General features: G+C 40.5%; 25 protein-coding genes. 20 read left to right on the forward strand and 5 right to left on the reverse strand.

The features are described from left to right. Positions 1–2 precede the first annotated feature (2 nt). Both WC848_03150 and WC848_03155 read right to left on the reverse strand, forming a co-directional pair. Positions 3–986, reverse strand: coding sequence for a glycosyltransferase family 2 protein (locus tag WC848_03150; protein MFA5961652.1), 984 nt, complete (start codon positions 984–986; stop codon positions 3–5). Then, the gene (locus tag WC848_03155; protein ID MFA5961653.1) at positions 986–1,219 is read right to left on the reverse strand and encodes a hypothetical protein; all 234 of its coding nucleotides are present in this window, start codon (positions 1,217–1,219) and stop codon (positions 986–988) included. The genes WC848_03150 and WC848_03155 overlap by 1 nt, the downstream gene beginning before the upstream one ends. Before the next feature lie 246 nt (positions 1,220–1,465). On the opposite strand from WC848_03155, the gene WC848_03160 reads away from it, so the two are divergent. The 11 genes from WC848_03160 to WC848_03210 all read left to right on the forward strand — a co-directional run bounded on the left by WC848_03160 (position 1,466) and on the right by WC848_03210 (position 15,385). Next, entirely contained in the window at positions 1,466–2,662 is a 1,197-nt protein-coding gene (locus WC848_03160) for a glycosyltransferase family 1 protein (GenBank protein MFA5961654.1), read from the forward strand. Between the two features lie 35 nt (positions 2,663–2,697). Beyond that, on the forward strand, positions 2,698–4,314 hold the full coding sequence (locus WC848_03165; GenBank protein MFA5961655.1) for an O-antigen ligase family protein: 1,617 nt from the start codon (positions 2,698–2,700) through the stop codon (positions 4,312–4,314). Positions 4,315–4,330: 16 nt separating this feature from the next. Further along, entirely contained in the window at positions 4,331–6,112 is a 1,782-nt protein-coding gene (locus WC848_03170) for an ABC transporter ATP-binding protein (protein ID MFA5961656.1), read from the forward strand. A 177-nt stretch (positions 6,113–6,289) separates the two neighbouring features. Beyond that, entirely contained in the window at positions 6,290–7,258 is a 969-nt protein-coding gene (locus tag WC848_03175) for a hypothetical protein (GenBank protein MFA5961657.1), read from the forward strand. A 169-nt stretch (positions 7,259–7,427) separates the two neighbouring features. Beyond that, complete coding sequence (locus WC848_03180; protein ID MFA5961658.1) at positions 7,428–8,333, forward strand: aminoglycoside phosphotransferase family protein; 906 nt, start codon at positions 7,428–7,430, stop codon at positions 8,331–8,333. A gap of 68 nt (positions 8,334–8,401) precedes the next feature. Then, positions 8,402–9,595, forward strand: a complete 1,194-nt coding sequence (locus WC848_03185; GenBank protein MFA5961659.1) for a glycosyltransferase family 1 protein — start codon at positions 8,402–8,404, stop codon at positions 9,593–9,595. Positions 9,596–9,719: 124 nt separating this feature from the next. Then, positions 9,720–10,940: an LCP family protein gene (locus WC848_03190; GenBank protein MFA5961660.1), complete on the forward strand. Its 1,221-nt coding sequence runs from the start codon at positions 9,720–9,722 to the stop codon at positions 10,938–10,940. 57 nt (positions 10,941–10,997) lie between these two features. Beyond that, a complete protein-coding gene (locus tag WC848_03195) occupies positions 10,998–11,807 on the forward strand; it encodes a glycosyltransferase family 2 protein (protein ID MFA5961661.1) in 810 nt (269 codons plus the stop codon). A gap of 14 nt (positions 11,808–11,821) precedes the next feature. Beyond that, positions 11,822–13,129, forward strand: a complete 1,308-nt coding sequence (locus WC848_03200; protein ID MFA5961662.1) for a S41 family peptidase — start codon at positions 11,822–11,824, stop codon at positions 13,127–13,129. A 42-nt stretch (positions 13,130–13,171) separates the two neighbouring features. After that, a complete protein-coding gene (rplI, locus tag WC848_03205; GenBank protein ID MFA5961663.1) occupies positions 13,172–13,615 on the forward strand; it encodes a 50S ribosomal protein L9 in 444 nt (147 codons plus the stop codon). 123 nt (positions 13,616–13,738) lie between these two features. Next, positions 13,739–15,385, forward strand: a complete 1,647-nt coding sequence (locus tag WC848_03210) for a CTP synthase (GenBank protein MFA5961664.1) — start codon at positions 13,739–13,741, stop codon at positions 15,383–15,385. A gap of 257 nt (positions 15,386–15,642) precedes the next feature. On the opposite strand, the gene rpmA is transcribed toward WC848_03210, so the two are convergent. Beyond that, the gene (gene rpmA, locus WC848_03215) at positions 15,643–15,951 is read right to left on the reverse strand and encodes a 50S ribosomal protein L27 (GenBank protein MFA5961665.1); all 309 of its coding nucleotides are present in this window, start codon (positions 15,949–15,951) and stop codon (positions 15,643–15,645) included. A 112-nt stretch (positions 15,952–16,063) separates the two neighbouring features. Between rpmA and WC848_03220 the strand changes: the two genes are divergently transcribed. The 9 genes from WC848_03220 (at position 16,064) to WC848_03260 (ending at position 22,235) form a co-directional block, all read left to right on the forward strand. After that, entirely contained in the window at positions 16,064–16,471 is a 408-nt protein-coding gene (locus WC848_03220; GenBank protein MFA5961666.1) for a hypothetical protein, read from the forward strand. 30 nt (positions 16,472–16,501) lie between these two features. Continuing rightward, on the forward strand, positions 16,502–17,200 hold the full coding sequence (gene pyrH, locus WC848_03225; protein ID MFA5961667.1) for a UMP kinase: 699 nt from the start codon (positions 16,502–16,504) through the stop codon (positions 17,198–17,200). 79 nt (positions 17,201–17,279) lie between these two features. Beyond that, a complete protein-coding gene (locus tag WC848_03230) occupies positions 17,280–17,588 on the forward strand; it encodes a metalloregulator ArsR/SmtB family transcription factor (GenBank protein MFA5961668.1) in 309 nt (102 codons plus the stop codon). 32 nt (positions 17,589–17,620) lie between these two features. After that, the gene (locus WC848_03235; GenBank protein MFA5961669.1) at positions 17,621–17,854 is read left to right on the forward strand and encodes a thioredoxin family protein; all 234 of its coding nucleotides are present in this window, start codon (positions 17,621–17,623) and stop codon (positions 17,852–17,854) included. 23 nt (positions 17,855–17,877) lie between these two features. Next, a complete protein-coding gene (locus WC848_03240; GenBank protein MFA5961670.1) occupies positions 17,878–18,390 on the forward strand; it encodes a nitrophenyl compound nitroreductase subunit ArsF family protein in 513 nt (170 codons plus the stop codon). Continuing rightward, the gene (locus tag WC848_03245) at positions 18,391–19,110 is read left to right on the forward strand and encodes an aromatic aminobenezylarsenical efflux permease ArsG family transporter (GenBank protein MFA5961671.1); all 720 of its coding nucleotides are present in this window, start codon (positions 18,391–18,393) and stop codon (positions 19,108–19,110) included. Continuing rightward, positions 19,107–19,988 (forward strand): cation diffusion facilitator family transporter, encoded by an 882-nt coding sequence (locus tag WC848_03250; GenBank protein ID MFA5961672.1) that lies wholly within the window; start codon positions 19,107–19,109, stop codon positions 19,986–19,988. The genes WC848_03245 and WC848_03250 overlap by 4 nt, the downstream gene beginning before the upstream one ends. A 17-nt stretch (positions 19,989–20,005) precedes the next feature. Beyond that, entirely contained in the window at positions 20,006–20,974 is a 969-nt protein-coding gene (locus WC848_03255) for a permease (GenBank protein MFA5961673.1), read from the forward strand. A gap of 4 nt (positions 20,975–20,978) precedes the next feature. Continuing rightward, complete coding sequence (locus WC848_03260; GenBank protein ID MFA5961674.1) at positions 20,979–22,235, forward strand: NAD(P)/FAD-dependent oxidoreductase; 1,257 nt, start codon at positions 20,979–20,981, stop codon at positions 22,233–22,235. Here the strand turns inward: WC848_03260 and WC848_03265 are convergent. Next, a complete protein-coding gene (locus tag WC848_03265; GenBank protein ID MFA5961675.1) occupies positions 22,228–22,695 on the reverse strand; it encodes a DUF2062 domain-containing protein in 468 nt (155 codons plus the stop codon). The two genes, WC848_03260 and WC848_03265, sit on opposite strands and share 8 nt — an antisense overlap. Continuing rightward, entirely contained in the window at positions 22,692–23,822 is a 1,131-nt protein-coding gene (locus WC848_03270; protein MFA5961676.1) for a PD-(D/E)XK nuclease family protein, read from the reverse strand. Before WC848_03270 ends, WC848_03265 begins: the two co-directional genes overlap by 4 nt. Between the last annotated feature and the right edge of the window lie 118 nt (positions 23,823–23,940).

A 23,940-nucleotide genomic window follows, 5' to 3' on the forward strand; every position in this document is an offset into this window, starting at 1 on the left:
TACTATTTCTTTAGCCGATCCTTTTTTTGCAAATACATCTGCTCCTCAGTCAGATTGCGATTAGTCTTGATCATGTCAGCGATCAGTGCAAAAATTAGCAGCTGTGATCCAATAAAGAGAAGCGCTGCCGAAAGAAAAAGATAATTGCGATAGGTAGTAATTTGGAAGGTTTGAAAATATTGAATAAGAAATAGACAAAAAACTAAAAAAGATGCAGCTACAAAAGCGAGTCCCGGCACGCCAAAAAACTTCATCGGTCGCACATCACGCACAGCTTTCAAAATTATTTTGGCTGAATTAGAAACGAATTTCCAGACCGATTTCACAATCCGGCTTTCCCGGTCAGCAAAATATTGGACTTTTACCGGAATCCAGGCTAATTTCAAATTTTTACCGATTGCATCAATGATTGTTTCTTGGGTATAGGTAAAACTAACATTAGTAATATTGAGGCGCAAAAGCGTTTCACGGTTATGCGCGCGGAATCCACAAGTCAGGTCATCAATCGGGTAATTAAGAAAAAAACCAATCATCCTGGCCGCCAGGCGATTGAGGTGGTATTTTATTTTTGGCATATCCTTAGCCTCGTGTTTTCCAAAACGATTGGCAATCGTCATATCACACTTTCCAGTGAGTATCGGGGAGAGAAGCTTTGGGATGTCGCTAGGATCAAACTGCCCATCCGCATCGATGTTCACCATGAAATCCGCATTATTCTCTAAGGCGTTTTCTACGGCACGTTTAAAAGAATACGCAAGACGGCGATTGGGTTTGTATGAAACCAATAAATCCACCCCGGCTTTTTTGGCAACTTCGACTGTGTTGTCACTGGATCCATCATCCACTATTTGGACTAATTTCTCAGAAATCTTTGCTCCTTCGCCACTGAGATAGAAATCAGCGGAAAAGCTTTTTCTGATGCGTTCAATTGTTTCTCCAATTTTTGCTTCTTCATTATATGCGGGAATATTAACAATCAGTTTCATTATTTTTTCTTATTAATGATTAATTTCGGATCAGCGCAATTAAAATCACACTTGGCGCCATCAACGCCATTGTGAATCAGCTTGCCCTTGCATTCATCCAGCTTCTTTTGACATTCAACCTTGCTAGCATTGAAGTAGTCCTTATTAACTTCATAGCCAAAGTAATTAAGGACAAAATAGGCGACAACCACCACCCCACAGATCCAAATGATTAATTTTAGCAATGAAAACATAACGTTTTTCGCTTCGCGAACCCCCACTACGAATGGGGGACATGCGAATTATTTGTTTTTTTAGCTTTATTATCTTGTTTCTAGTATAGCTCAAAGATGCTTTTTCGTAAAGCATTTGTGATCGCTCAAAAAATCGGAGCCAGGCTCCGGAGCTCCGGAGCCTGGCTCCGATTTTTTGCTTTGATCAGAAAAAAGTGTGCTATAATTAAATCAGTAGTATAATTTTATTTTAAAAGTTGTGCCTTCATGAGAATCGGAATCAACGCTTCCTTTTGTCGCAAGCCCTACTCGGGTATTGGACAAGTTACAATCAACTTTTTAAAAAAGTTGATTACCGAAGAAGCAAAAAACCTGCCTACCGGACAGGCAGGAATAAAACAAAAAAATAATCTGGAATTTATTCTCTATCTGGAAGAAGATCTGCCAGCAGATTTTGTTTTGCCGGAAAATTTTCAAAAAAAGATTTTTCTGCCCATCTATCGGCGCGATGACTTGATCCGCAAAATCTGGTGGGAAAAATACCTCTTGCCCCGGCGCGTAAAAAAAGATAAATGCGACCTTTTTTTCAGTCTCTATCAATGTCCGACCATTCTCAAAAAGGGGACGAAACACTTAATGCTGGTGCATGATATTGTGCCCAGTCTTTTTCCTAAATATCTCAACAACGCGCGCAAAAGGCAATATCAGATTCTGACTGAGCGAGCGATTGAACAGGCGGACAAGGTGCTGACAGTCTCAAAAAGGACGGAAAAAGACCTTGTGCAATATCTCAATATTACAGCGGACAGAATTTCTACAAGTTATATCAGTGTGGATGAGCTTTACAAAAAACCGGCCACATTGGAAAATAGCCGGAAAGTTTTAAAAAAATACAAATTAAGTCCCGGCTACATTTTTGCCGGCGGGGGAATGGAGATTAGAAAAAATATCGACGGGGTGATTCAGGCCTACAAATTGCTTTTAGAAAAAAATAAAAATCTGCAATTTGTCGAAACAATACCAAGATTAGTGATTTATGGAAAACTGCAACCCAATCTGTCTCTTGCGATTGACGCGGAAAAGTTAGTCAAAGAATTGAACCTGACTAAATATGTCAAATTTCTCGGCGCTGTGCCACAGGAACATTTGCCGGCGCTTTTCAAAAATGCCCTATTTTTTATCTACCCTTCGCATTATGAAGGCTTTGGAATGCCGGTGCTGGAAGCAATGAATCAGGGCACGCCAGTCATCACGGCCAAAAATTCTTCCTTGCCTGAAGTCGGTTTGGATGCTACGCTATATTGTCACGCGGATGACACAAGGGAAGTCTCGCTCGTGATGAAAAAAGTGCTGACCGATGCGCATTTGCGTGACGTCCTCTCACAAAGAGGTCGTGAACGTGCCAAGTTTTTTTCTTGGGATAAGTTTGTGGGGAGGTTTTATAATATAATACAAAACCACTGATTAGCACCTGATTTTCCTGATTACACTGAATTTTTATGTTTTCATATATCAAACAACTAGCAGAAAAACTAAATAACACCAAAACTTACCTAGTTTTAACTAACGTTTTTTTGTTTTTCTTTTTGATTCTATTTAACAATCTCGGCTTGCTTCCGATGAGGACGGGGGATTTCGTTTTTTTTACTGTTTTAGTTTTAGCCTTTGCGCTCTATCGTCCTGGTTGGGCGTTTCTCTTTTTCATCGGTACAATTGCATTGGAAAACATCAATCTCGCTCCGGTAAGACTGGGTTTAGCTGTTCGCCCATATCAACTTATCGGCGGTCTGCTTTTTCTCGCAGTCACAATTCGGTTTTTTTCTAAACACTTGAATTTTAAGTTGACCAGATTGAATTGGTTGGATTATCTAGTTTTTCTTATTCCGCTGGCTAGTCTTTTGAATGTTTTCAATGCGCCAAACACAGGGGTTGGGCTGAAGCTGACATTAGTGCTTATTTCTTTTGTCGCGCTTTATCTTTTAACGAGAAATTATATTCAAAATATAACGGACTTGAAAAAAGTCCTGCCATTTTTCTTCAGTTCCACTTTCGTCATCATACTCTACGGCTTTTGGCAAAACATCCGCTTTGCTCACGGAATCAATTCTTTTTCTGTCATGCCCGGAAGACCAAATGGCACGCTCACTGAACCGGACTGGCTCGGTTTCTATCTTCTCCTAGCCCTCGCAGGAATTTATGCGCTGATTTATTATTTCCAACAAAACACGCAAAAAAAAGAGCAGGCCACTGGTCGCCTCATATTGATTTCAGTTCATGTTTTTTTGATTCTTACTTTTGCACTACTACTTATTTCCGTTTCACGCAGCGCCTGGCTCGGAGTAGGAGTCACAACTGTTTTGTTTGTTTTCTCCATCCTAACTAATTTAAAATTTAACTTTCGTAATTGGCAATGGAAACTGGCAATGAAAATTAGTTTGGGAATAATTTGTACGTTCGTCATTAGTCTCGGGGCGATCTATTTTTTCCATCTGACCACTTTTCAATTATTTAATCGCGCGGTGAGCACTGGAGGAGAACAGAAAATCACGATTGCTTGCGATTCAAATTGCGTACAGACGAGGCAATGCCTCGTCTCTACGGGTGCAACAATTCACGATGTTTCTGAATTAGCACAATACGGTTGCCGCCAAATTAATCTGGAAGAAATTGCAACAGAAAAAAATCAGGGCAAATTTGTGACCGAAGTTAATCGCAATGATCCTAATGTTAGCGTGCGCGCCGAAGTCTATCGCAATAGCCTCTCGCAAATCAAGGCGCATCCAATCTTGGGCATCGGCTGGGCAAATATCCCGCAAGTGCTGGGAAAAGATCCGCGAGGAGTAAATCTCAATTCCAGTAATATTTTCTTAGAAACCTACCTCGGCAGCGGCCTCATCGGATTTTTGAGTCTGCTCATAATTTTAGGCGCAATTTTTATTCGAGCAATCATTTTGTTTTTCAAAGAAACTGACCCAGAACAAAAGACTTTCGCCCTATTTATCCTCGCTTCCTGGACCGGCTTAGTAATTTTCAACCTCTTCAATGCCGGGATAATGCTAGGCTTCTTTTGGGTCTGGCTGGGGATTGCGGGTGCATTAAAATTAGAAAGAAATTAGGGATAATTGATAAAAAATGATGATAATAGCCAAAAAAGAGCAAGACGTGGATCTGATTAAATATTCCAACCAAAAGCTTATTGTAGACATCTGGAATTTTTTAAAACCATACAGATGGCGTTTTTTTATTGCGTCACTTTCCAGATTTATTAGTGATGTTTCAAATCTGTATATTGCATACGGGTTTGCTCTTATAGTAACTTTTTTTAGTAAATACAGTATTGGAGAATCGTTGAAGTATGCTTGGATTACCCTAATTATTTTACTTGCCGCCTATGTCTCCAAGTATGTTTTTAGAATTTTTGGTAAATATCTTGGTTATCAAGTAGCTGAGAGGGTTGCGCTTGATTCTCAAATCGCAGTGATTAATCATCTAGCACTACTTGATATTGCTTGGCATGAAAAAGAAAATGCGGGAAATAAGTTAAAAAGAATCCAAAAGGGCTCTGATGGGTTGGAGCGTATTTTGCGTATGTGGATAAATAATTTAATTGAGATTGGGGTCAACTTTGTCGGTATGATCTTTATTTTAAGTAGGTTTGATAGATTCGTGGGCGTGGCGATGATCGTTTTTTTGACTAGCTATTTTACTGTTTCTTTTTTCCTTTTAAAAAAGGCGTCTTCTGTTTCGCAAGAGGTTGATATTATGGAAGAGGGTGTTTCGGGTTTAATGTTTCAAACCATTAATAACATAAGGAGCGTGAAGGTGCTGGCTATGGCAGAAAGGCTTTTAAAAATTATAAACGATCAAATCACAGAACTTTTTGGTAAAATAAAAAAACGTATTTTTCGTTTTCAGTTCCGTGCTATAAGTGTTAGCTTGTTGACAACATTTTTCAGGATTGGGATAATGGTTTTAATTATATATGGCATCGCGCAGGGAAAGTATGAAGTAGGCATTCTTGTTCTGTTCTATGGTTATTTTGATAGCTTGGTTGCTTCTGTCGATGAATTGTCCGAGACGACACAGGATTTAATTGTTTGCAAGTACGGCATAGCGCGCATGCAAAGAACACTAAATGAGCCGGTGATCATTGATGCTGAAAAAGATAAAATTGAACTTCCCGCGAATTGGAAAAAAATCACAGTCAAAAATTTGTCGTTCGCTTATGGAGAAAACGAGGTACTTAAAAATATTTCATTTGAAATAAATCGCGGAGAACGCATTGGCATGGTGGGACTTTCTGGAGCGGGCAAATCAACACTGCTAAAATTACTACTCAAGGAAAATGAAAATTACCAGGGCGAGATTTTGTTTGACAATTTATCGCTAAAGCAAATCAAAAAGAAATCATATCTTAGGCAAGTCGGAGTAGTCTTGCAAGATACTGAGGTTTTCAACTTTACTTTGCGCGATAATATCACAATTGCCAGCCCAAAAGATCGAAAAAAGCAAGATTTGACCAAGGCACTTGAGATTGCGCATGTAGCTGACTTCACTAATAAGCTTCCGCAGGGACTTGATACATTTATTGGAGAAAAGGGCATCAAGCTTTCGGGTGGGGAAAAACAAAGACTGGGAATTGCGAGGGCAGTGTATAAGCAACCAGAGATATTACTATTAGACGAGGCTACTTCCCATCTGGATTTGGAATCAGAGGAGAAAATTAAGGATTCGCTGCACCAGGTTTTTCAAAAAGTTACCGCAGTAGTAATAGCGCATCGTTTGACGACTATTCGCGAGATGGACAAAATCCTAGTAATTGAAAAAGGTGAAATTATTGAGTCGGGGAGTTTTGATGAATTGTACGCTGCTAAGGGTAGACTGTATGAGTTATGGGAAAAACAGAAATTCTAAAACATTGACGTTGGATTGTGTGTTGAAAACATCGAATGTGCGATGTTAAAGAGTTTTAGGGTTTGAATCCGCCCCCTTCTATTTTTAGCTTGACAAAAAATCAAAATTAGGCTAGTTTACGGGGTTATCTTTATCTAAAGATTTCTACCAAAAACCGCACATTAAAAGGAGAAAGAGATGAACTTGAGCATAACTAAAGTAATCGAGGGTTTAACTGGAAAAAATTCAGCTTCAACAAGGGAAATCGTTAAAGCTGAAGTCGCCGACGTGTCCAAGATGAATCCTGGTAATTTCTTGGAAACAATACATGTTCACAGATTTCTGAAACATATTTTTGATTTCTTAGATTCGTCACCAGATACTTTCAAAGTATCGTCAGTGCTTGGCGGAAGACGTGGTCTCACCGAAGAAGACTGGCGACGCCCGGCTGAAAATATACCAAGTTACAAAGAAGGCTTGGAAAAGCTGTTCAGTCAGGCGACAGATCGATTAGCTTACATCCTGCTTCCCGTAAGATGGCCGCGACACTACAAAGAGTTTCGCGCAGAGGGTTTTACGTGTAGCAGTGATTTGGCGATTGCTATTTTGCCCGAAGATCATCACTGGCACAGAAAGCATACTGTGCACGATATGGTCAGCATAGCTACACACTTCATCAGAGGAGCATTCAATTATGGAGAATTTGGCGTGTTTATCCTTGCGATTCCGATTGTAGAACTTGGTGATTATTTTAAATTCTTCAATGACTGGCATCTTCGATCCAAAGATAGTGTTCACATCCCGCCAAAATATATTGTCGACCTGATTGGTTCTCCCAGCGACAGAGACAAGGCGTTGCTCGAGGTTGTCATGAGAAGCTACTGGTATAAATTGAAGAAATTTGGTTTCAGAGCTATGACAAAATATAATCAAGTTATCACTGACCAAGATTTGCTTCATGGCGAGATCCCAAGAGTGCTCAAAAAGGGCGACATTGAAGTTGGTCTCGGGGACGAATGGCGCGCCCAAGGCACTCTCGAGGTGATACATAGAATCTACATCATCAATGAGATTATTGAGGCCCATAAAGCGAATTCACAGCCACAACTCGATATGCCACCTCTGTTGTTAGAGACTTTCACTGGACGGTTACGCGCACAAACGTGAAAGAAAATGTCCCTCGGAAGGCTTAGTGATTCATCCGAATTCATCAGAAAACCTCAAACGGAAATTCCGCGCGAGGTTTTCATTTTTTAATATAGAAGGTTGAAAATTAGGATGGCTTTGTTTTTATTGGTATAATAGAATAAGTGAGTGAATTAAAAAATAGAAGCTTATGCTGATTAAGGAATCAAAAGAAGAATATCTCAAGGTGATAAAAGAAAATTTTCCAGAAGTTTCTTTTTCGCGTGCCGAACTTATTACAAAAGGTTGGGATAATAATGTGATTTTGCTGGACGATAATTTTGTTTTTCGCTTTCCCAAAAGAGTTGGTTATGATCTCCGTTTTAGGTCGGAATTAAAATTGCTTAAATACCTAGAGACAAAACTAAACCTGCCCATTCCTCACTACGCTTATGTAGCAGAGAATATTCCTTGTGGCGGATATGTGAAAATACCAGGCATTGAGATGCAACCAGAAATTTTTAATCAACTCGAGGAAAAGCAAATTGAACAAATCGCGAAACAATTAGGAAATTTTTTGTCTATTTTGCATCAAACTCCAATCGATTTTGTTAAAGAGTATGGTTTTGGAGAGGCAAGAAGCAGTTATTGGTGGAACAAAGAACAGCTCGGTGATACTTTGCAGAAACTAAAAGAGTTAGTTTTTCCTCGGCTGGAAAAAGAAGAAATAAGCTGGATTGAACATCAGATTGAGCAATATTCTGCAACATCTGCTGGTTTTGAAAATGTAGTCATTCATTCGAATATTAAGCCAGAACATATTTTTATTGATCCAGTGAAAAAGAGCTTGACTGGTGTTATCGATTTTTCTGACGTAGAAATCGCCGATCCGGCATTGGATTTTTCCGGACTCTGGTATTATGGCGATTCATTTCCTGAAAAAGTCCTTTCTTTTTATGCAGGGAAAATAGACGAGGGTTTTTTAAAGCGTTCCAAGTTTTATTATCTCATGCGTGATGTTAACAATATGCTGGAAATTTCGGATGGCGAGAATATGCCGATTACCTTCGAGGAGTCCCAAAAAAAGTTTAACGCTTTTCTAAAATCACCCAAATAGTGCTACAATAAAGAATAAGAACCTTTTATTGAATCTAAATGGTGCGTTCAGTCGTATTAAAGGCAATTATGCAAATTGGCATTGACATTCGTAATATTGGCAAAAAGAGAACCGGCGATGAGGCGGTGTTTTTTAATCTAGTGAAAAATTTGGCGCTGATTGATAGCAAGAATATATATCAACTTTTTACGGACATCTCAGATCAAGAAACTTTGGTGCAAATAAAACAGGATTTGGGCATTAACAGTAAACCTAATTTTAAAATCACTGCGCTTACGACGAAGAATAAGTTCAGTTGGAATTTTTGGACTTTGCCAAAATATCTCCGAGAGCATCCGATTGATCTTTATCTCACGCAATACATTACGCCATTTTTTGTGCCGAAAAAAATTAAAATTCTCACCATCATCCATGATGTTTCGTTTTGCGTCTTTCCTCGGATGATCAAATTCAGCGATCTTTTTTTCTTGCGCACACTGATTCCGTTGGCGTTGAAAAGGGCGGACAAGATAATCGCGGTTTCAAAATTTACCCAAAGCGAAATTATTAAATACTACAAAACCGATCAAGGAAAAGTCAACTATATCTACAACGCAGTCGCGGACGATTTTTTGAAACAAACTCATTCACAAATCGAATTGGAAAAAATTCGGCAAAAATATAGTTTACCGAAAAAATTCATCCTTTATCTTGGGACGCTTCAGCCAAGAAAAAATCTGCCAGTCCTTATTGAGGCTTACGCGAAAATCAAAGAGCAGTTGCCAGAAATGAAGCTGGTTTTGGCTGGCGGAAAAGGGCATAACTATGACCGAAATATTGATGCGATGATTCAACGCTGCACGCTAAAAAAAGATGAAATTATTCTTCCTGGCTTTATTTCAGAAGAAGATAAAAAAGCCATCATGCTCCTGGCGGATTGCTTTTGTTTTCCATCGCTCTATGAAGGTTTTGGCATTCCGATTTTGGAAGCATTTTCCGTAGGATTGCCATGCCTAATTTCTGACATTGCGCCTCATCGTGAGGTAGCCAAGGACAGTGCACTATTTTTCACCCCTAGCAACAGCGCGGATTTGTCGAAAAAATTACTCAAAATCATAACCGAAAAAGATTTGCGTGCTAAATTGTTAACTAATGAAAAAGAGCGTCTGTTGGGCTTTTCTTGGGAGATAACCGCCAAAAAAGTTCACGCTATTTTTGAAGAATTCGCAGAGGATCATATTCTCGCCAACACATTGACAAATATTGAAAAAAATGTAAAATAAAGAGGTTATGGTAAATTTCCTGTTTTGCCTTATCTGAAGCAAACCAAGCGTATTTATTGGGTTTATATAATTAGTTTAAACTACATACTATTTCGCTATCTAGGGCGAAAAATGTTAAAACTGCATGTTTAATTCAAAAGCACAAAAAAATGTTTCCCTAATGAAAAAGCGTTTTTATCAAAAAAAGGGCTTTAAAATTACGCTGGGAATTTTACTCGTCCTTGTTTTGGTGGGAGGCGCCGCTCTATGGAAGGCGGATAGTGTGATTAAGAAGGTTTCCGTCGGAGGTGGAATTTTTAATTCGATCGCACACTCAATTCCTGGCGTGAAAGATGAGCTTAAGGGAGAAAAAGACGGTCGAGTTAATATCGCCGTTTTGGGTATGCGCGGTGAAGGCGTGGTCGGCGGAGGAACTTTAGCCGACTCGATTATCGTGGTAAGTATTTTACCGGCCGAAAACAAAGTTTCTATGATTTCAGTTCCACGCGACCTTTATGTCACTGTGCCGGGCACAGGCGACAAGCAAAAAATCAATGCCGTTCATGCCTATGGTGAAGAAAATGGAAAGGGTAAGGGATTAGAGAATATGAAAATTGCGCTTGGCGATGTTTTGGGAATTCCGATTCATTATGCCGCGAGCATCAATTTCAGCGGATTTAAACAACTGGTTGATGCAATTGGCGGAGTCGACATCACATTGGAAAAACCATTTGATGAAGCGATGCAATTTAATGAGGAACACGTTTGCGATTCTTTTTTTACTATTCCGACAGGCAATTGGCAGAATAAGATTGTCAAAAGCCATCAGACAAATGCCGCGGGCGTGTCCGTTGTTGTGAAAAGAAAAATTCCCAAATACCCACTTTGCACCGCACCGAAAGAATCATTAGAATGCGGGGGAGATTTCAAATTACCAGCCGGCAAGCAAACACTAAATGGAGAGAATGCCCTCTGTTACGTCCGTTCTCGAGCGACTTCCAGCGACTTCGAAAGAGCCAAGAGGCAACAGCAAGTGATCCAGCTTGTAAAAGACAAGATGCTTAGCGCTGGAACACTGACTGATTTTAATAAACTAAACGGAATGCTTAATAGTCTTGGAGATAACGTCAGAACAGATATGCAACTTTGGGAAATGCAAAAAATGTATGATCTCTATAAAACCATCCCGGACGCTCAAATCTATCAAAGAGTGCTGGAAAATTCTGACGAAGGATTCTTGTATCACCCGGAAAATGGCGCGGCCGGATATATCCTTCTCCCGATCGGCGATAATTATGACAAAATTCATGAAATGGCAAAAAATATATTCACTCTGCCAGCGCAATCTGACATTAAGCCAAAATAACGCAAGCAACGCAAAACAAAGCAAGCCCTAAGTTTACTAAATTTATCCGATTCTTCGATGGAACTCTCAATTATTGTCACTAGCTATAAAAATCCTGAACTCTTGAAGCTCTGTTTGACTTCCATCAAAAAAAATTATACCGGCACCGACTATGAGTTGATCGTTTCAGATAGCGCCACGGAAGAGGTGACGGAAACAATGATGCGGGAAGAATTTCCGGATGTGCTGTTCATTCCATCAGCAGAAAATCTGGGTTTTGGCGGGCTAGTGCGGAGCGGTTATGCGAAAAGTACTGGCCAATTCATATTGATTCTCAATGGGGATATTTTAATCAAAAGAAATTCAATCGAGACACTGCTCGAATTTATCAAAAATAATCCCAATGTCGGCATTGTTGGTCCGCAGCTGATTGGTTTTAATGAAAAGCTTCAGCCATCCAGCTTTCGTTTCTATACTCCGCTCACGATTGTTTATCGAAGAACTTTTTTGGGGAAATTTAATTTTGCCAAAAAACACCTGGCCAATTTTTTGATGCAGGACTTTGATCACAACAGCATCAGGAATGTTGATTGGCTGATGGGTTCGGCGCTGATGACCAAACGGGAAGCCATTGCCAAGGTCGGCCTATTAGATCCGCAATTCAAGATGTATTTTGAGGATACAGATTGGTGCCGTCGCTTTTGGGAAAATAATTACCGTGTTGTCTATGATCCCGATGCAAAAATTTATCACTACCATGGCAAGGGCTCGGCGGGAAAAAGTCTCCTAAAAACCCTGGCTTCAAACCGCCTGGCTTGGCAACATATCGCCAGTGCGCTAAAATATTTCATAAAATACGCAGGAAAACCACTGCCAAAAATCAATTAATAATACACACTCAAATGCTAGAACAATTAAACCAAGAAAGGGAAAGCGAAGCAAGCGAACCGATTAAAACATACCCCGAAGATGAACTTGCCAAAAATAGAAAAATATTCAAAAAAGGCCTATTGATTTTTTTTATCGTTGCAGTTACTTTCGCCAGTTATACCCTCGGATTCAGTCGTGGAAAAAATACGGCGCCAGCTGTTACCAAAGATATTTCACTCGGACAAGCTGTTTTAGAAAATAAATCTGCCAATAATGGGGTGGATTTTTCGCTTTTCTGGAAAGTCTGGGATACCATCAAAGAAAAACATATAAACCGCAAAGACCTTGACGCTCAAAAAATGGTCTATGGCGCAATTTCCGGGATGCTGAAAGCCACCGGAGATCCCTATACCTCCTTTTTTGACCCAGAAGAAAACAAAGCCTTTTCTCAAGATTTAGGTGGCAGTTTTGATGGTATCGGAGCAGAGCTAGGCATCAAAGATAACTTGCTGACAGTCATCGCCCCGCTCGACGAATCACCAGCTCAAAAAGCCGGGCTACGGGCTGGCGATAAGATCATAAAGATCGGCGATAAAGTGATTGCTGATATGACAATCGACGAAGCTGTATCGCTCATTAGGGGCAAGAAAGGCACAGAAGTAAAATTGACTATCTTGCCAAATGGCGAGAAAGATACGAAAGAAATTCCCATCGTTCGCGATACGATTGAAGTGAAAAGTGTCAAGCTGGATTTCAAGGAAGGAGATATTGCACACATTGAAATCACTAAATTTGGTGAGAATACGGACAAAGAATTTGATCAAGCGATGAAAACAATGCTAGCCAAGAATACCAGGGGTATCATCTTGGATTTGCGCAACGATCCAGGCGGGCTCCTTGACAGGGCGGTCTCTATTGCTAGCCGGATGATTCCCAAGGGAAAAGTTGTGGTCACTGAAGAGGACAGCTTTGGAAAAAAAGACAGCTTTTTCACTGAAGGCGGGGACAGCTTAAGTAGCATCCCAACTGTCGTACTCATTAACGAAGGCAGCGCCAGCGCTTCAGAAATCTTAGCTGGAGCACTCAAAGACGATCAAGGCCTGACACTTATCGGCGAAAAATCTTTCGGCAAAGGCACTGTCCAGGAGCTCATCGACCTACCACAGGGCTCCAGCGTCAAAGTTACTGTGGCCAAATGGCTCACGCCCAACGGCGATTATATCATGGAAAAAGGCATCAATCCCGACATTGAAGTCAAAATGACTGCCGATGACTACAAAAATGACAAGGATCCTCAGCTGGACAAAGCTATGGAAGTTATCCAGGAAAAATTGAAATAATCCGCTATTCCCAAAATGACGCATCTGCGTTATACTAAAACTATGCAAATAATTCTCCTCCAAGACGTCAAAAATTTGGGCAAAAAAGGCGAATTGAAAAACGTCTCAGACGGTTATGCTCGTAATTTTTTGTTTGCTAAAAAATTAGCCGAAACGGCTTCGAAAGAAGCGATTGAAAGAATCGATGCGCAAAGGAAAAAAGAAAAAATCGCCGAACTGGAAAATTCAGAAAAGACTAAAAAAATCGCAGCTGAATTGAAAGATAAATCATTTGAAATTAAAGCGAAAGGCAAAGAAGGAAAACTGTTTGGATCAATTTCCGCCAAAGATATTGCCAAAATAATCAGTACTTCGGGGTTTGACGTTGCCGAAAAATCGATCACGATGCCAGCGCATATCAAAGAAATCGGAGAGTATGAAATCAAGGTCAGTTTGGCTGGGGGAGTTGAGACAAAGATAAAGCTCGTTGTTTCCAAAGAGGCATAAGTTTTATTCGTTCTATTTTTGAAAAAATAAAAAGTCGCGGGGGAAGCGACTTTTTGTCTGTAAAAAATTAATTTTAAAATACGCGGACCGGGTTACAAACCCGCTCCTGCAAAGGTAAAAAATATGAAACAAAACCGCAAGTTCATATTCATCGTCGGGGGAGTGATGAGTGGAGTGGGGAAGGGCATATCGACTTCGTCGATCGGAATTATCTTGAAGGCGCGAGGACTGAGTGTTACGGCAATCAAAATTGATCCCTACATCAACGTTGATGCCGGCACGATGAATCCAACAGAACACGGCGAAGTTTTTGTTTTGAATGATGGTTATGAAACCGACCAGGATATGGGAAACTATGAGAGATTTCTCAATATTACCCTGCCGAGCGATAACTATATGACCACGGGAAGCGTCTATCAAACTGTCATTCATCGGGAACGCAATTTGGGCTATAACGGTAAATGCGTGGAAGTGGTTCCGCATATTCCCTTGGAAGTGATCGACCGAATTGAAAAGGCTTCGGCAAAAGCCAAATCAGATGTCACTCTCATTGAAATCGGCGGCACGATTGGTGAATACCAAAACATTCTTTTTCTGGAAGCAGCCAGAATGATGAAAATTAAATATCCGGAAGATGTGATGTTTGTGATGGTTAGCTACCTCCCAATTCCCTCGAAAGTCGGCGAGATGAAGACTAAGCCAACGCAATATGCCGTGCGGACTCTCAATGGCGCCGGCATCCAACCGGACGTGATCATCGCACGCAGTGAAACTTTCCTTGACCAAAAACGCAAAGAAAAATTGGGCATGTTTTGCAATATTTCTGAGCGCTATGTCATCTCTGCTCCGGACGCGGACAATATCTATGAAATTCCAGTCAACTTTGAACGCGATGATTTGAGTCGTTTAATTTTGAAAAAACTCAACTTGCCAGAAAACAAAAAATCCAACATGAAAGAGTGGTATGATTTCGTGGAAGGCATCAAATCAGCCAAGGAAAAAATCAAGATTGGCGTGGTGGGAAAATATTTCGGTACCGGTGATTTCGTCCTCTCTGATGCCTATATCAGCGTGATCGAAGCGATCAAGCACGCGGCATTCAAAAATAAATTAAAGCCGGAAATCGCTTGGATCAACAGCGAGGTCTTTGAGAAAGAACCGGAAAAATTGGAGGAGCTGAAAAATTATGATGGCATTATCATTCCTGGTGGTTTTGGTTCGCGGGGAATTGAAGGTAAGATCAAGGCTATCCAATTTTTGCGCGAAAACAAAATTCCCTTTTTGGGACTTTGCTATGGCATGCAACTGGCTGTAATTGAATATGCCAGAAATGTTTTGGGCCTCAAAGACGCCCACACCACTGAGATTGAACGCAAAACCAAAAATCCAGTCATTGACATCATGCCGGAGCAAAAAAAGAATCTCGAAGACCACAACTTTGGCGCTACGATGCGACTCGGCGCCTATCCTGCCATTCTCAAAAAAGGCACAGTGGCTTATGGTGCATACAAAAAACCCAAGATTTCCGAACGGCACAGACATCGCTGGGAAGTCAATCCGGAATATATCAAAAGATTGGAAAAAGCCGGCTTGGTCTTTTCCGGCACTTCACCAGACAGCAAGCTTATGGAAATCACTGAACTACCCCAATCAGTCCATCCATTTTTCGTCGGCGCCCAATTCCACCCCGAACTAACATCCAAACCACTCACTTCCCATCCGTTGTTTTTTGAGTTTGTGAAGGCGAGTTGGAAGAATAAGAAGAAGTAGTTTCTTGCCAGAAGCAAAATACCTGCTGTAATATAAATGTTTCTTAATTGCTAATCAACAAAAAAATATGGAAGGTGATTAATGAATTGCTTAGTTAAGTTACAAAAATAGCAAGTCAAAAATGAACATAAAAAAATTCCGAGTATAATCGGAATTTTTTTATGTCTTAAAGTTGTCTGAACCACATGATTAGCACCTGATTTTCCTGATTGCACATGATTGAATTTCCGAATCAGTGAAATCAAGTGTAACCAGTGCTAATCAGTGGTTCTGATTTTTTTCGGCACAATCTTGTCCGCCACAGAAACATATCTCCTTTGCACGAGCTTGCCTGTGAAAGCACGTACTTTCTTTGTGGAGAATTTCACGAAACCATCCGCAAGTGCGAACAGGGTATCGTCTTCACCTCGTTTGACGTTTTTGCCGGGATGATATTTTGATCCGCGTTGGCGGATGATGATTTGTCCGGTTTTGACTTTTTGATCGCCAAAAATCTTAACGCCGAGTCTTTTGGAAATAGAGTCTCTTCCAAGTTGGGTAGATCCACCTGCTTTACGATGTGCCATAAGTATCCGCGAAAATAAAAGCCGGGAATGTCTAAATTTGTCCCGTGCCAATCCGCAATTAATCTGATATAACTAACAAGATGTATTCTAGCGAACTTATGCTATAATGTCAATGATGGGATATATCAAAAATTTTCTAATCGAACATGAAATGAAACTGGTGCTTTTGACCGGATTTATTTTGGTGGCGCTCATTTCTTTCCAATTTGGCAAAATTGAAGGTAAAAAAGGCCAAACAAAGGCAATTGTGATTGAAAAAACAACAGAAATAGCCAAAAATGACCCAGAAGGTGCCCCAATTGTAGCAGGGGCTGCTACGCCAGAAAGCACTCAAAACCCCACTGAAGCGAAAATCTTAGCCCCCAATTGCGCCTATGTAGGCAGTAAGAGCTCCGACAAAGTACATCTGCCAACCTGCCGCTATGCCAAATCAATTAAGCCAGAAAATCTCGTTTGTTTTTCCAGTCTTGATGATGCCCTGAAGCAGGGGAGAGTGGCGGATAAGAATTGTATTAAATAATAAATTAATTATTTTTTAAAATAAATATTTATGCAAAAGGACAATATTATTGTCATTTCTCTTGGTGGGTCGCTCATTGTGCCTGATGAAATCGATTGGCGGTTCGTAAAAAGTTTCAAGGAAATTATCAAAAAACAAATCACCAAGGGTTCGCGTTTTATCATCATTACCGGAGGTGGAAAATTGGCCAGACGCTATCAAGAAGCAGCCTTGAAAGTGACAGAAAAATTGACTGATGATGACCGCGATTGGTTGGGCATCCACGCGACAAGAATGAACGCGCATTTTATCCGAACAATTTTTCGTGCCAATGCACACCCGGTGATCAACAAAAATCCCAATGATCTTGAGGATTTTTTTAATTTCAAGGAAAACATCCTGGTCGCCGCCGGCTGGCGTCCCGGTTTTTCTACGGATTATGACGCGGTGCTGTTGGGAAAATATTTCGGAGTGACCAAAATCATCAATATGAGCAACATCGATTATGTCTGCGACAAAGACCCGAACAAATTTATAGACGCTAAAAAACTGAAAAATATCACCTGGGCTGATTTTAGAAAAATGGTCGGGGATAAATGGGACCCAGGCATGAACGCACCGTTCGATCCGATCGCCTCCAAACTAGCCGCCGAAGCCAAAATGGAAGTGGTAATCCTCAATGGCAAAAAACTCAAGAATATGGAAAATTGCCTGGAGGGGAAAAAGTTTAATGGGACTGTAATCAGCTAAAAAAGCACTTCTTTAATTTTACCTTGACAATATTTCAAGCTAAGCATACTATTCTAATATAAATTAGAATAGTTTTATAATGGAGTTCAAATGTTGTGCTAAAAATTCAAAAAAAGAGCAGGATGTTCAAAAAACATACGAATTTTTGCGTGCCATTTCCGATGCTAATCGATTGAAAATCATCTGCGTCCTGCAAGATGGCGCCAAGTGTGTATGTGAAATTGTGCCAATTGTGAAGATTTCCGATAAGCTCGTTTCCCATCATCTTAAGCAACTCAAAAATGTTAACCTTTTAACCGAAAAGCGAGAAGGGAATTTTATCCGCTACAACTTGAACAAAAAAACCATCCGAGAGTATAAAAAAATATTTGATCAAATAATTAAATAATCATTTAAGCATTGTGCCATGCAAGCAAAATTATGAACATTAAAATTTTGGGTACCGGATGCCCTAATTGCCTAAAGCTGGAAGCAAACGTCAAAAAAGCGCTTGAAGAACTAAAGGTTGAAGCACAAGTAGAAAAAATTACCGACATTTTGGAGATCATGAAATATGGCGTAATGGGCACGCCGGCACTGGTTATCAATGAAAAAGTGGAAACGACTGGGAGAATACCGGATATTTCTGAAATCAAAACTGTTCTTTCCAAATAATCATTAAAACAAAAAATAATTTCATGAAAAAAAATAATCCTTATCTTTCCTATACAGTCATAGTCATTATAGGCGTAGTCGGAATATTTGCGATAAATTCTTACGCGAACAAAGATAATACTCCGACTGTCAGAAATGAAAAAGGCATGGCAAAAATTGCGGAAGCTGAAAATTTAAAACCGGCAGAAAAAATTCAGGTCTTTCTTTTTCACGCCTCGCAGCGCTGCTCCTCTTGCATCGCCATCGGAAAATATGCCAAGGAAACGGTGGAGCAAGAATTTCCGGAAGAACTAAAAACGGGGAAAATTGAATTTCGAGAAATAAACATTGATCTGCCGGAAAACAAGGAAATTTCAACCAAGTTTAAAGCCACAGGATCAGCACTGTTTATCAATCCAATCTACGATGGACAGGATCATATCAAAGATGATACTCGAGTCTGGCAATTGGTTTCTAACGAGCAGGGATTCATAAGTTATCTTTCTGACAAATTAAAAGGGATGCTTGGAAGCAAAACTTCGGCTCAAGAAAAATAAATGGAATTTCTCAACACATTAATCGATCAATATAATTTTCCCTTGCTTTCCGCTTTTATCCTGGGCGTGATGACTTCCATCAGTCCCTGTCCTTTGGCGACCAACATCACCGCCATCGCATATATTTCCAAAGATATAAAAACGGCCAAACACACCCTCACAAGTGGCTTGATGTACACATTAGGCCGAACTATCAGCTATACTCTCCTGGCAACCCTTATTTATTTCGGGCTTTCATCGTTTGAAATCGCCAAGATTTTTCAGAGCTGGGGGGATAAATTGTTAGGCATAGTTTTGATTATCATCAGTTTTTTGATGTTCGGAGTGATAAAAATTAATTTTGGCGGAGGCTGGAAGCGAGGAGAGAAGATGAAAAGGTGGCTAGCAAACAAGGGCTATTTAGGTGCGCTATTTTTGGGAATGTTATTTGCGCTCGCGTTTTGCCCCTTTAGCGGAGTATTATTTTTTGGGATTTTAATTCCATTGATATTCAACTCAACAGAAAGCTTATTACTACCACCACTGTTCGCTATCGGCACTGGGTTGCCGGTGATTGCGTTCTCATTTATTTTAGCGTTTAGTATCGAAAAAGTGAGCAAGACGTATGACATTGCTGGTAAACTTGAGAAAATACTACGGTATGCCGTGGCGACAGTTTTTCTTATAGCGGGAATTTATTATCTGCAATTTTTAGTTAAATATTTAATCAACCTCTCATGACAAAAAAACCAAACATCTTTATTGCGATAGTGATCAATATTTTTATCACCATTTTCGAGGTAGTGATCGGATTTTTCATCGGTAGCCTGGCACTGGTGTCAGACGCACTGCATAATTTTTCTGATGTAGGTGCATTGAGCTTGAGCTGGTGGGGTGAAAAGGTCAAGGAGCGGGGGAACACCAAATCTAAGACCTATGGCTATAAGCGAGCGGAAATCTTGATCGCCTTTTTTAACTCGCTGGTCCTTTTAACAATTGTGATTTTTATCTTGATCGAAGCGACGCAAAGATTATTCCACCCTTCGGAAATTACCAGCAATTGGATGATTGTCGCCGCATCAATCGCCCTCGTCGGTAATGGAATCGCCACCTATTTCCTGAAAAAAGATGCCCACAAAAATTTAAACCTTAAAAGCGCTTGGCTCCACTCCCTGCAAGATGCGCTCTTTTCCTTGGGCGTAGTTGTAGGAGCGATGCTCATTTATTTTTTTCATTGGTATATTGTCGATCCGGTCATTTCTATCATTCTTTCGATCTACGTAATCAAAGAAGCCTATATCCTCTTGAGGCAAGCATTGGATATTCTTATGGAATCAGTGCCGGACGATGTTGATTTTGAAAAAGTAAAAAGTGCCCTTGAATCATTGGCTGGTGTCATCAATGTGCATGACTTGCATATCTGGCAGACCGATAGCAATAGTCGATTTTTGAGCACTCACCTAGAAATTGAAAACCTGGAAAATGGAAAACGGAACAAATTAATCCTTGAAGCGCAAAAAATATTAGCTGACCAGTTTGGGATAAGTCATATTACGATCCAGATGATGTCCGCCAGCGAAGCGGAAAAATTCGAGCTGAAATGCAATCATTGCAATTAATCAAATAACCAAAAACGATGGATCTATTTTATCCCGTGCAACTTTTCGCCAACTGGCTGACTTATTCTGCGCTAGCCATTGAACCTGGCACACTCTTAGCGTCAGCGGTCAATTTTTTTATCTTCGACACAATCAAAATTTTGCTTTTGCTCGTGGTGATTATTTTCACAGTTTCTATCATTCGCTCTTTTCTTCCGCCGGAAAAAATTAGAACGATTCTGTCACATGAAAAAAAATATGTCGGAAATATTTTGGCCTCGCTTTTGGGGATTATCACACCTTTTTGCTCCTGCTCGGCCGTACCGTTATTTTTGGGATTCGTACAGGCAGGGGTTCCGCTCGGGACAACATTCTCATTTTTGGTCGCTTCACCAATGATCAATGAGGTCGCTTTGGTTTTGCTCTTTGGACTTTTCGGCTGGAAAATCGCCTTCCTCTATGTCGCAAGCGGTCTTATTATCGCTATCCTTTCTGGAATTGTGATTGGAAAAATGAATGTGGAAAATCTGGTGGAAGAATTTGTCTACAAGAATAAATTTAACGGCCAATTCCAACTGCCAGAAATGTCTTGGAATGAAAGGATGAAATACGCCAAAAATTACACTTGGGATATTATCAAAAAAGTCTGGCCCTATATCATCATAGGCGTGGGACTGGGTGCTTCGATCCATGGTTATGTGCCGACGGATTTTCTGGCACAATACGCCGGAGCGGATAAATGGTACGCCGTGCCGCTGGCAGTGCTCATCGGCATTCCGCTATATTCTAATGCCGCTGGCATCATTCCGTTGGTCAGTGCGCTTACAGAAAAAGGTGTGGCGCTCGGAACAACATTGGCGTTCATGATGGCCGTGACCGCACTCTCACTGCCAGAATTTATGATCCTCAAAAAAGTGATGAAAGCAAAATTAATTTTAATTTTTGCTTCTATCGTTGGCGCGGGAATAATTTTTACTGGCTATTTATTCAATTGGGTATTAAACTAGTTTTATGAATAAATCAGGCAAAAAATTTGACGTGGCAGTCATCGGCGCTGGACCGGCCGGAATGATGGCGGCGGGAAGAGCGGCGGAGTTGGGCGCAAAAGTGGTGCTTTTGGAAAAAAATTCCGCATTGGGAAAAAAGCTTTTGCTCACAGGCAATGGCCGGTGCAATATCACGCAAGTTGATCACGATGCGAGAGGCTTTGTGGAAAAATTAGGCAGAAATGGCAAATTTATTTTTTCGGCTTTCTCAGCTTTTGGACCAAATGAAGTAGTGGAATTTTTTGAGAAAAATAATCTACCGACAAAAGTGGAAAAAGGCGGTCGGGTTTTTCCCGTTTCAGACGATGCAATCGATGTACTTTCAGTGCTCACAAAATATCTCAAAGATAATGGAGCGGAAATAATCACAGGCGCGCAGGTATTGGGATTTGAATCTGATGGCAATAAAATTAGTGGCATAAAAGTTGACCAGGAAATAATTGCGGCGGATAAATTTATCCTTTGTACTGGCGGAAAGGCTTACCCCGCCACTGGCTCAACTGGAGATGGTTATACTTGGGCCAAAGAGCTTGGCCATACGATAATCACACCAGCACCAGCACTCGCCCCAATCAAAGTCAAAGAAGATTGGATTTCTGAATTGCAAGGTCTAAGTTTGGAAAATGCGCTGATCAATCTGTGGCAAGACGAAAAAAAACAAGCCAGCTTTCAGGGTGAAATGCTTTTTACGCACTTTGGGCTGAGTGGCCCCATGATTATCGATGCCAGTAAAGTTGTTAATGCGCTTTTGCAAAAGGGCTCAGTTGTGATTGAATTGGAACTTTTTCCTGAGTTTAGTGTTTCCGAGTTGGATAAAAAATTAGTCTTGGCTTTCGAGGAGAATAATCGGAAAGATATTAAAAATTATTTCAGGGAACTGTTATCGCGAAAAATGCTAGATTTAATTTTAAAACTGGCCCAGATTGATCCAGATAAGAAGTTAAATTTTCTTACTAAAAAAGAACGCCAGAAAATCGTGGCGCTTTTGAAATCATTGAAATTTACCATCTCCGATGTTATGGGTTTCGAGTCAGCGATGATTACGAGTGGGGGAGTGGCGCTCAAGGAAATTGACCCCAAAACTATGCGTTCTAAAATTATGGAAAATTTATTTTTTGCCGGGGAAATGATTGATCTGGATGGTCCGACTGGCGGGTATAATCTGCAGATCTGTTGGAGCACGGGGCATCTCGCAGGCTCGAGCGCGAGCAGGATTATTTAAATTTGATCTTCCTATACTTCAACATGAAGAAAATCAAGAAGTAAAAAAATAGGGCGATTGAAATTGAAACAATGAAATAGCCGACAAAAAACGGCGTCAAAATATCAAAGAAAATTGCCTTGGTGAAAAGATAGTCAAAACCCAACGCATAAGCCTCCTTGAAGCTATTCACTAGCAATTGTGGACTGATTTGAAAGGCAAATCCACCAACCACCGTGGCTAGTGGCAAAACTGCTAAGGTTGACCAAGCGTTACAAGAAAACACTCCAGCCATAGCAGAAAGGCGATTGAAACGCAATAGGGAAGAAATCAAAAAGGTGGTCAAGGGACCTTCGCTCGGCATCATTCCAAAAAAAATTCCCAAAGCAAAACCGCCCGCTACTTTGTGGGGTGTGTCGTCAATTAAGAAAAATTCCTTGATCTTTTCTTTGACTCTTTTTATGTAATGAGGCATTTTCATATTTTTCCTTTTTTCACAATCAAACTACTAGTCGTTTTATCTTCAATTTTGGCTTTTTCAATTTCTTTTTTGACATTCATGGGCAACAGTTCGGCAATATTTTTGAGTGCAGTTTTGTCGAGCTTCAAAACCTCCTGCCATTTTCCCAGTGGCGAAAGGATTGCTTGAATTTTTTCCTCGTCATACTTATAGGTGATGCGCAGGCTGCGTGCAATCAGGCCATTCTGACCAAACACTCGCTCGACGCCTTCTTGACCCATGTACGTCACGATGTCTTCTTGGATTTTGGCTAGACGATCTTTGGTGATCGACATGGCTGATTTGAGATCAATGTACTCATCAATCAGCCCGGCGATTTCTTCCGTGTCAAGTTTGCGCAGTTCTTTGAATTTATGCTTCCACATCGGACAGATATTTTGGTAGCCACACCAATCGCAAAGTGGGGAAATTGTCGGTTCGAATTTTCCTTCCTCGATCAGTTTGATCGTTTCCAAGAAGACCGCTTCATTTTCTTTGAGCTGTTCTTCGGTCCTTGAGGCAGTGAGCTTCATGCCGTGTTTCAAAAAATAGAGACTGACTTTAATTTTGTCCAGATGCTCTTTTTCTTGCGGGTAATAGGACAGAAAAGCCGCCAAATAAACCGAGAGTTGCATATCACCTTCGACCCGTTCTTGGGTGGGCATTTTTTTGGCTGTCTTATAATCAATAATTTCAAAACCGTCCGCCGTGCGATCGATCCGGTCAATGATGCCGGAAATGATATGCTTGTTATCCGGTGTTCCGATTTCAATCTGAAAACGTGATTCCAAATTAAGAATATTAAAATCAGCCGGATTATTTTTTTGATAATAATCTTGGATAATTTTCACGCCTTGCACGAAAGCGGCGCGTTCTTCTTCCGGCGAATCAAACACAGCTGGATTCCAAGAATTAGAAAAAAATTCCATCGCTTGCTCGAGAGTCGGAGAGAGGATGCCCGGAGTGTGGATAAATTTCAAAGTGGAATGCAAAATCGTGCCAAAAACCGCCTCCTTGGATTTGGGCGTCTTAATTTTGTCGATTTGCTGATATTTATACTTCAACGGACAACTTTTATAGGTTTCCAGAGCGGAATAGGAGATGCGCATAGAGATTCGTTATTTAGGCTATTTAGCCCCTCCAGTATAGCACAGAAGTTACGGATTTGACAGGATTAGCAAAGGCGCTATAATAAAAGCATAGTAATATAGTATGAATTAACTTGAC

Source organism: Parcubacteria group bacterium, assembly GCA_041659505.1.
GTDB lineage: Bacteria > Patescibacteriota > Minisyncoccia > Moranbacterales > UBA2206 > UBA9630.

Coding starts and splice junctions, on each gene's coding strand:
- WC848_03150 (MFA5961652.1), bottom strand. CDS start 986: ATGAAACTGATTGTTAATATTCCCGCATATAATGAAGAAGCAAAAATT.
- rplI (MFA5961663.1), top strand. CDS start 13,172: ATGCAAATAATTCTCCTCCAAGACGTCAAAAATTTGGGCAAAAAAGGC.
- WC848_03255 (MFA5961673.1), top strand. CDS start 20,006: ATGGATCTATTTTATCCCGTGCAACTTTTCGCCAACTGGCTGACTTAT.
- WC848_03155 (MFA5961653.1), bottom strand. CDS start 1,219: ATGTTTTCATTGCTAAAATTAATCATTTGGATCTGTGGGGTGGTGGTT.
- WC848_03265 (MFA5961675.1), bottom strand. CDS start 22,695: ATGAAAATGCCTCATTACATAAAAAGAGTCAAAGAAAAGATCAAGGAA.
- WC848_03245 (MFA5961671.1), top strand. CDS start 18,391: ATGGAATTTCTCAACACATTAATCGATCAATATAATTTTCCCTTGCTT.
- WC848_03195 (MFA5961661.1), top strand. CDS start 10,998: ATGGAACTCTCAATTATTGTCACTAGCTATAAAAATCCTGAACTCTTG.
- WC848_03190 (MFA5961660.1), top strand. CDS start 9,720: ATGTTTAATTCAAAAGCACAAAAAAATGTTTCCCTAATGAAAAAGCGT.
- WC848_03175 (MFA5961657.1), top strand. CDS start 6,290: ATGAACTTGAGCATAACTAAAGTAATCGAGGGTTTAACTGGAAAAAAT.
- WC848_03160 (MFA5961654.1), top strand. CDS start 1,466: ATGAGAATCGGAATCAACGCTTCCTTTTGTCGCAAGCCCTACTCGGGT.
- WC848_03250 (MFA5961672.1), top strand. CDS start 19,107: ATGACAAAAAAACCAAACATCTTTATTGCGATAGTGATCAATATTTTT.
- WC848_03220 (MFA5961666.1), top strand. CDS start 16,064: ATGATGGGATATATCAAAAATTTTCTAATCGAACATGAAATGAAACTG.
- WC848_03235 (MFA5961669.1), top strand. CDS start 17,621: ATGAACATTAAAATTTTGGGTACCGGATGCCCTAATTGCCTAAAGCTG.
- WC848_03230 (MFA5961668.1), top strand. CDS start 17,280: ATGGAGTTCAAATGTTGTGCTAAAAATTCAAAAAAAGAGCAGGATGTT.
- WC848_03165 (MFA5961655.1), top strand. CDS start 2,698: ATGTTTTCATATATCAAACAACTAGCAGAAAAACTAAATAACACCAAA.
- WC848_03260 (MFA5961674.1), top strand. CDS start 20,979: ATGAATAAATCAGGCAAAAAATTTGACGTGGCAGTCATCGGCGCTGGA.
- WC848_03240 (MFA5961670.1), top strand. CDS start 17,878: ATGAAAAAAAATAATCCTTATCTTTCCTATACAGTCATAGTCATTATA.
- WC848_03210 (MFA5961664.1), top strand. CDS start 13,739: ATGAAACAAAACCGCAAGTTCATATTCATCGTCGGGGGAGTGATGAGT.
- pyrH (MFA5961667.1), top strand. CDS start 16,502: ATGCAAAAGGACAATATTATTGTCATTTCTCTTGGTGGGTCGCTCATT.
- WC848_03180 (MFA5961658.1), top strand. CDS start 7,428: ATGCTGATTAAGGAATCAAAAGAAGAATATCTCAAGGTGATAAAAGAA.
- WC848_03170 (MFA5961656.1), top strand. CDS start 4,331: ATGATGATAATAGCCAAAAAAGAGCAAGACGTGGATCTGATTAAATAT.
- WC848_03270 (MFA5961676.1), bottom strand. CDS start 23,822: ATGCGCATCTCCTATTCCGCTCTGGAAACCTATAAAAGTTGTCCGTTG.
- rpmA (MFA5961665.1), bottom strand. CDS start 15,951: ATGGCACATCGTAAAGCAGGTGGATCTACCCAACTTGGAAGAGACTCT.
- WC848_03200 (MFA5961662.1), top strand. CDS start 11,822: ATGCTAGAACAATTAAACCAAGAAAGGGAAAGCGAAGCAAGCGAACCG.
- WC848_03185 (MFA5961659.1), top strand. CDS start 8,402: ATGCAAATTGGCATTGACATTCGTAATATTGGCAAAAAGAGAACCGGC.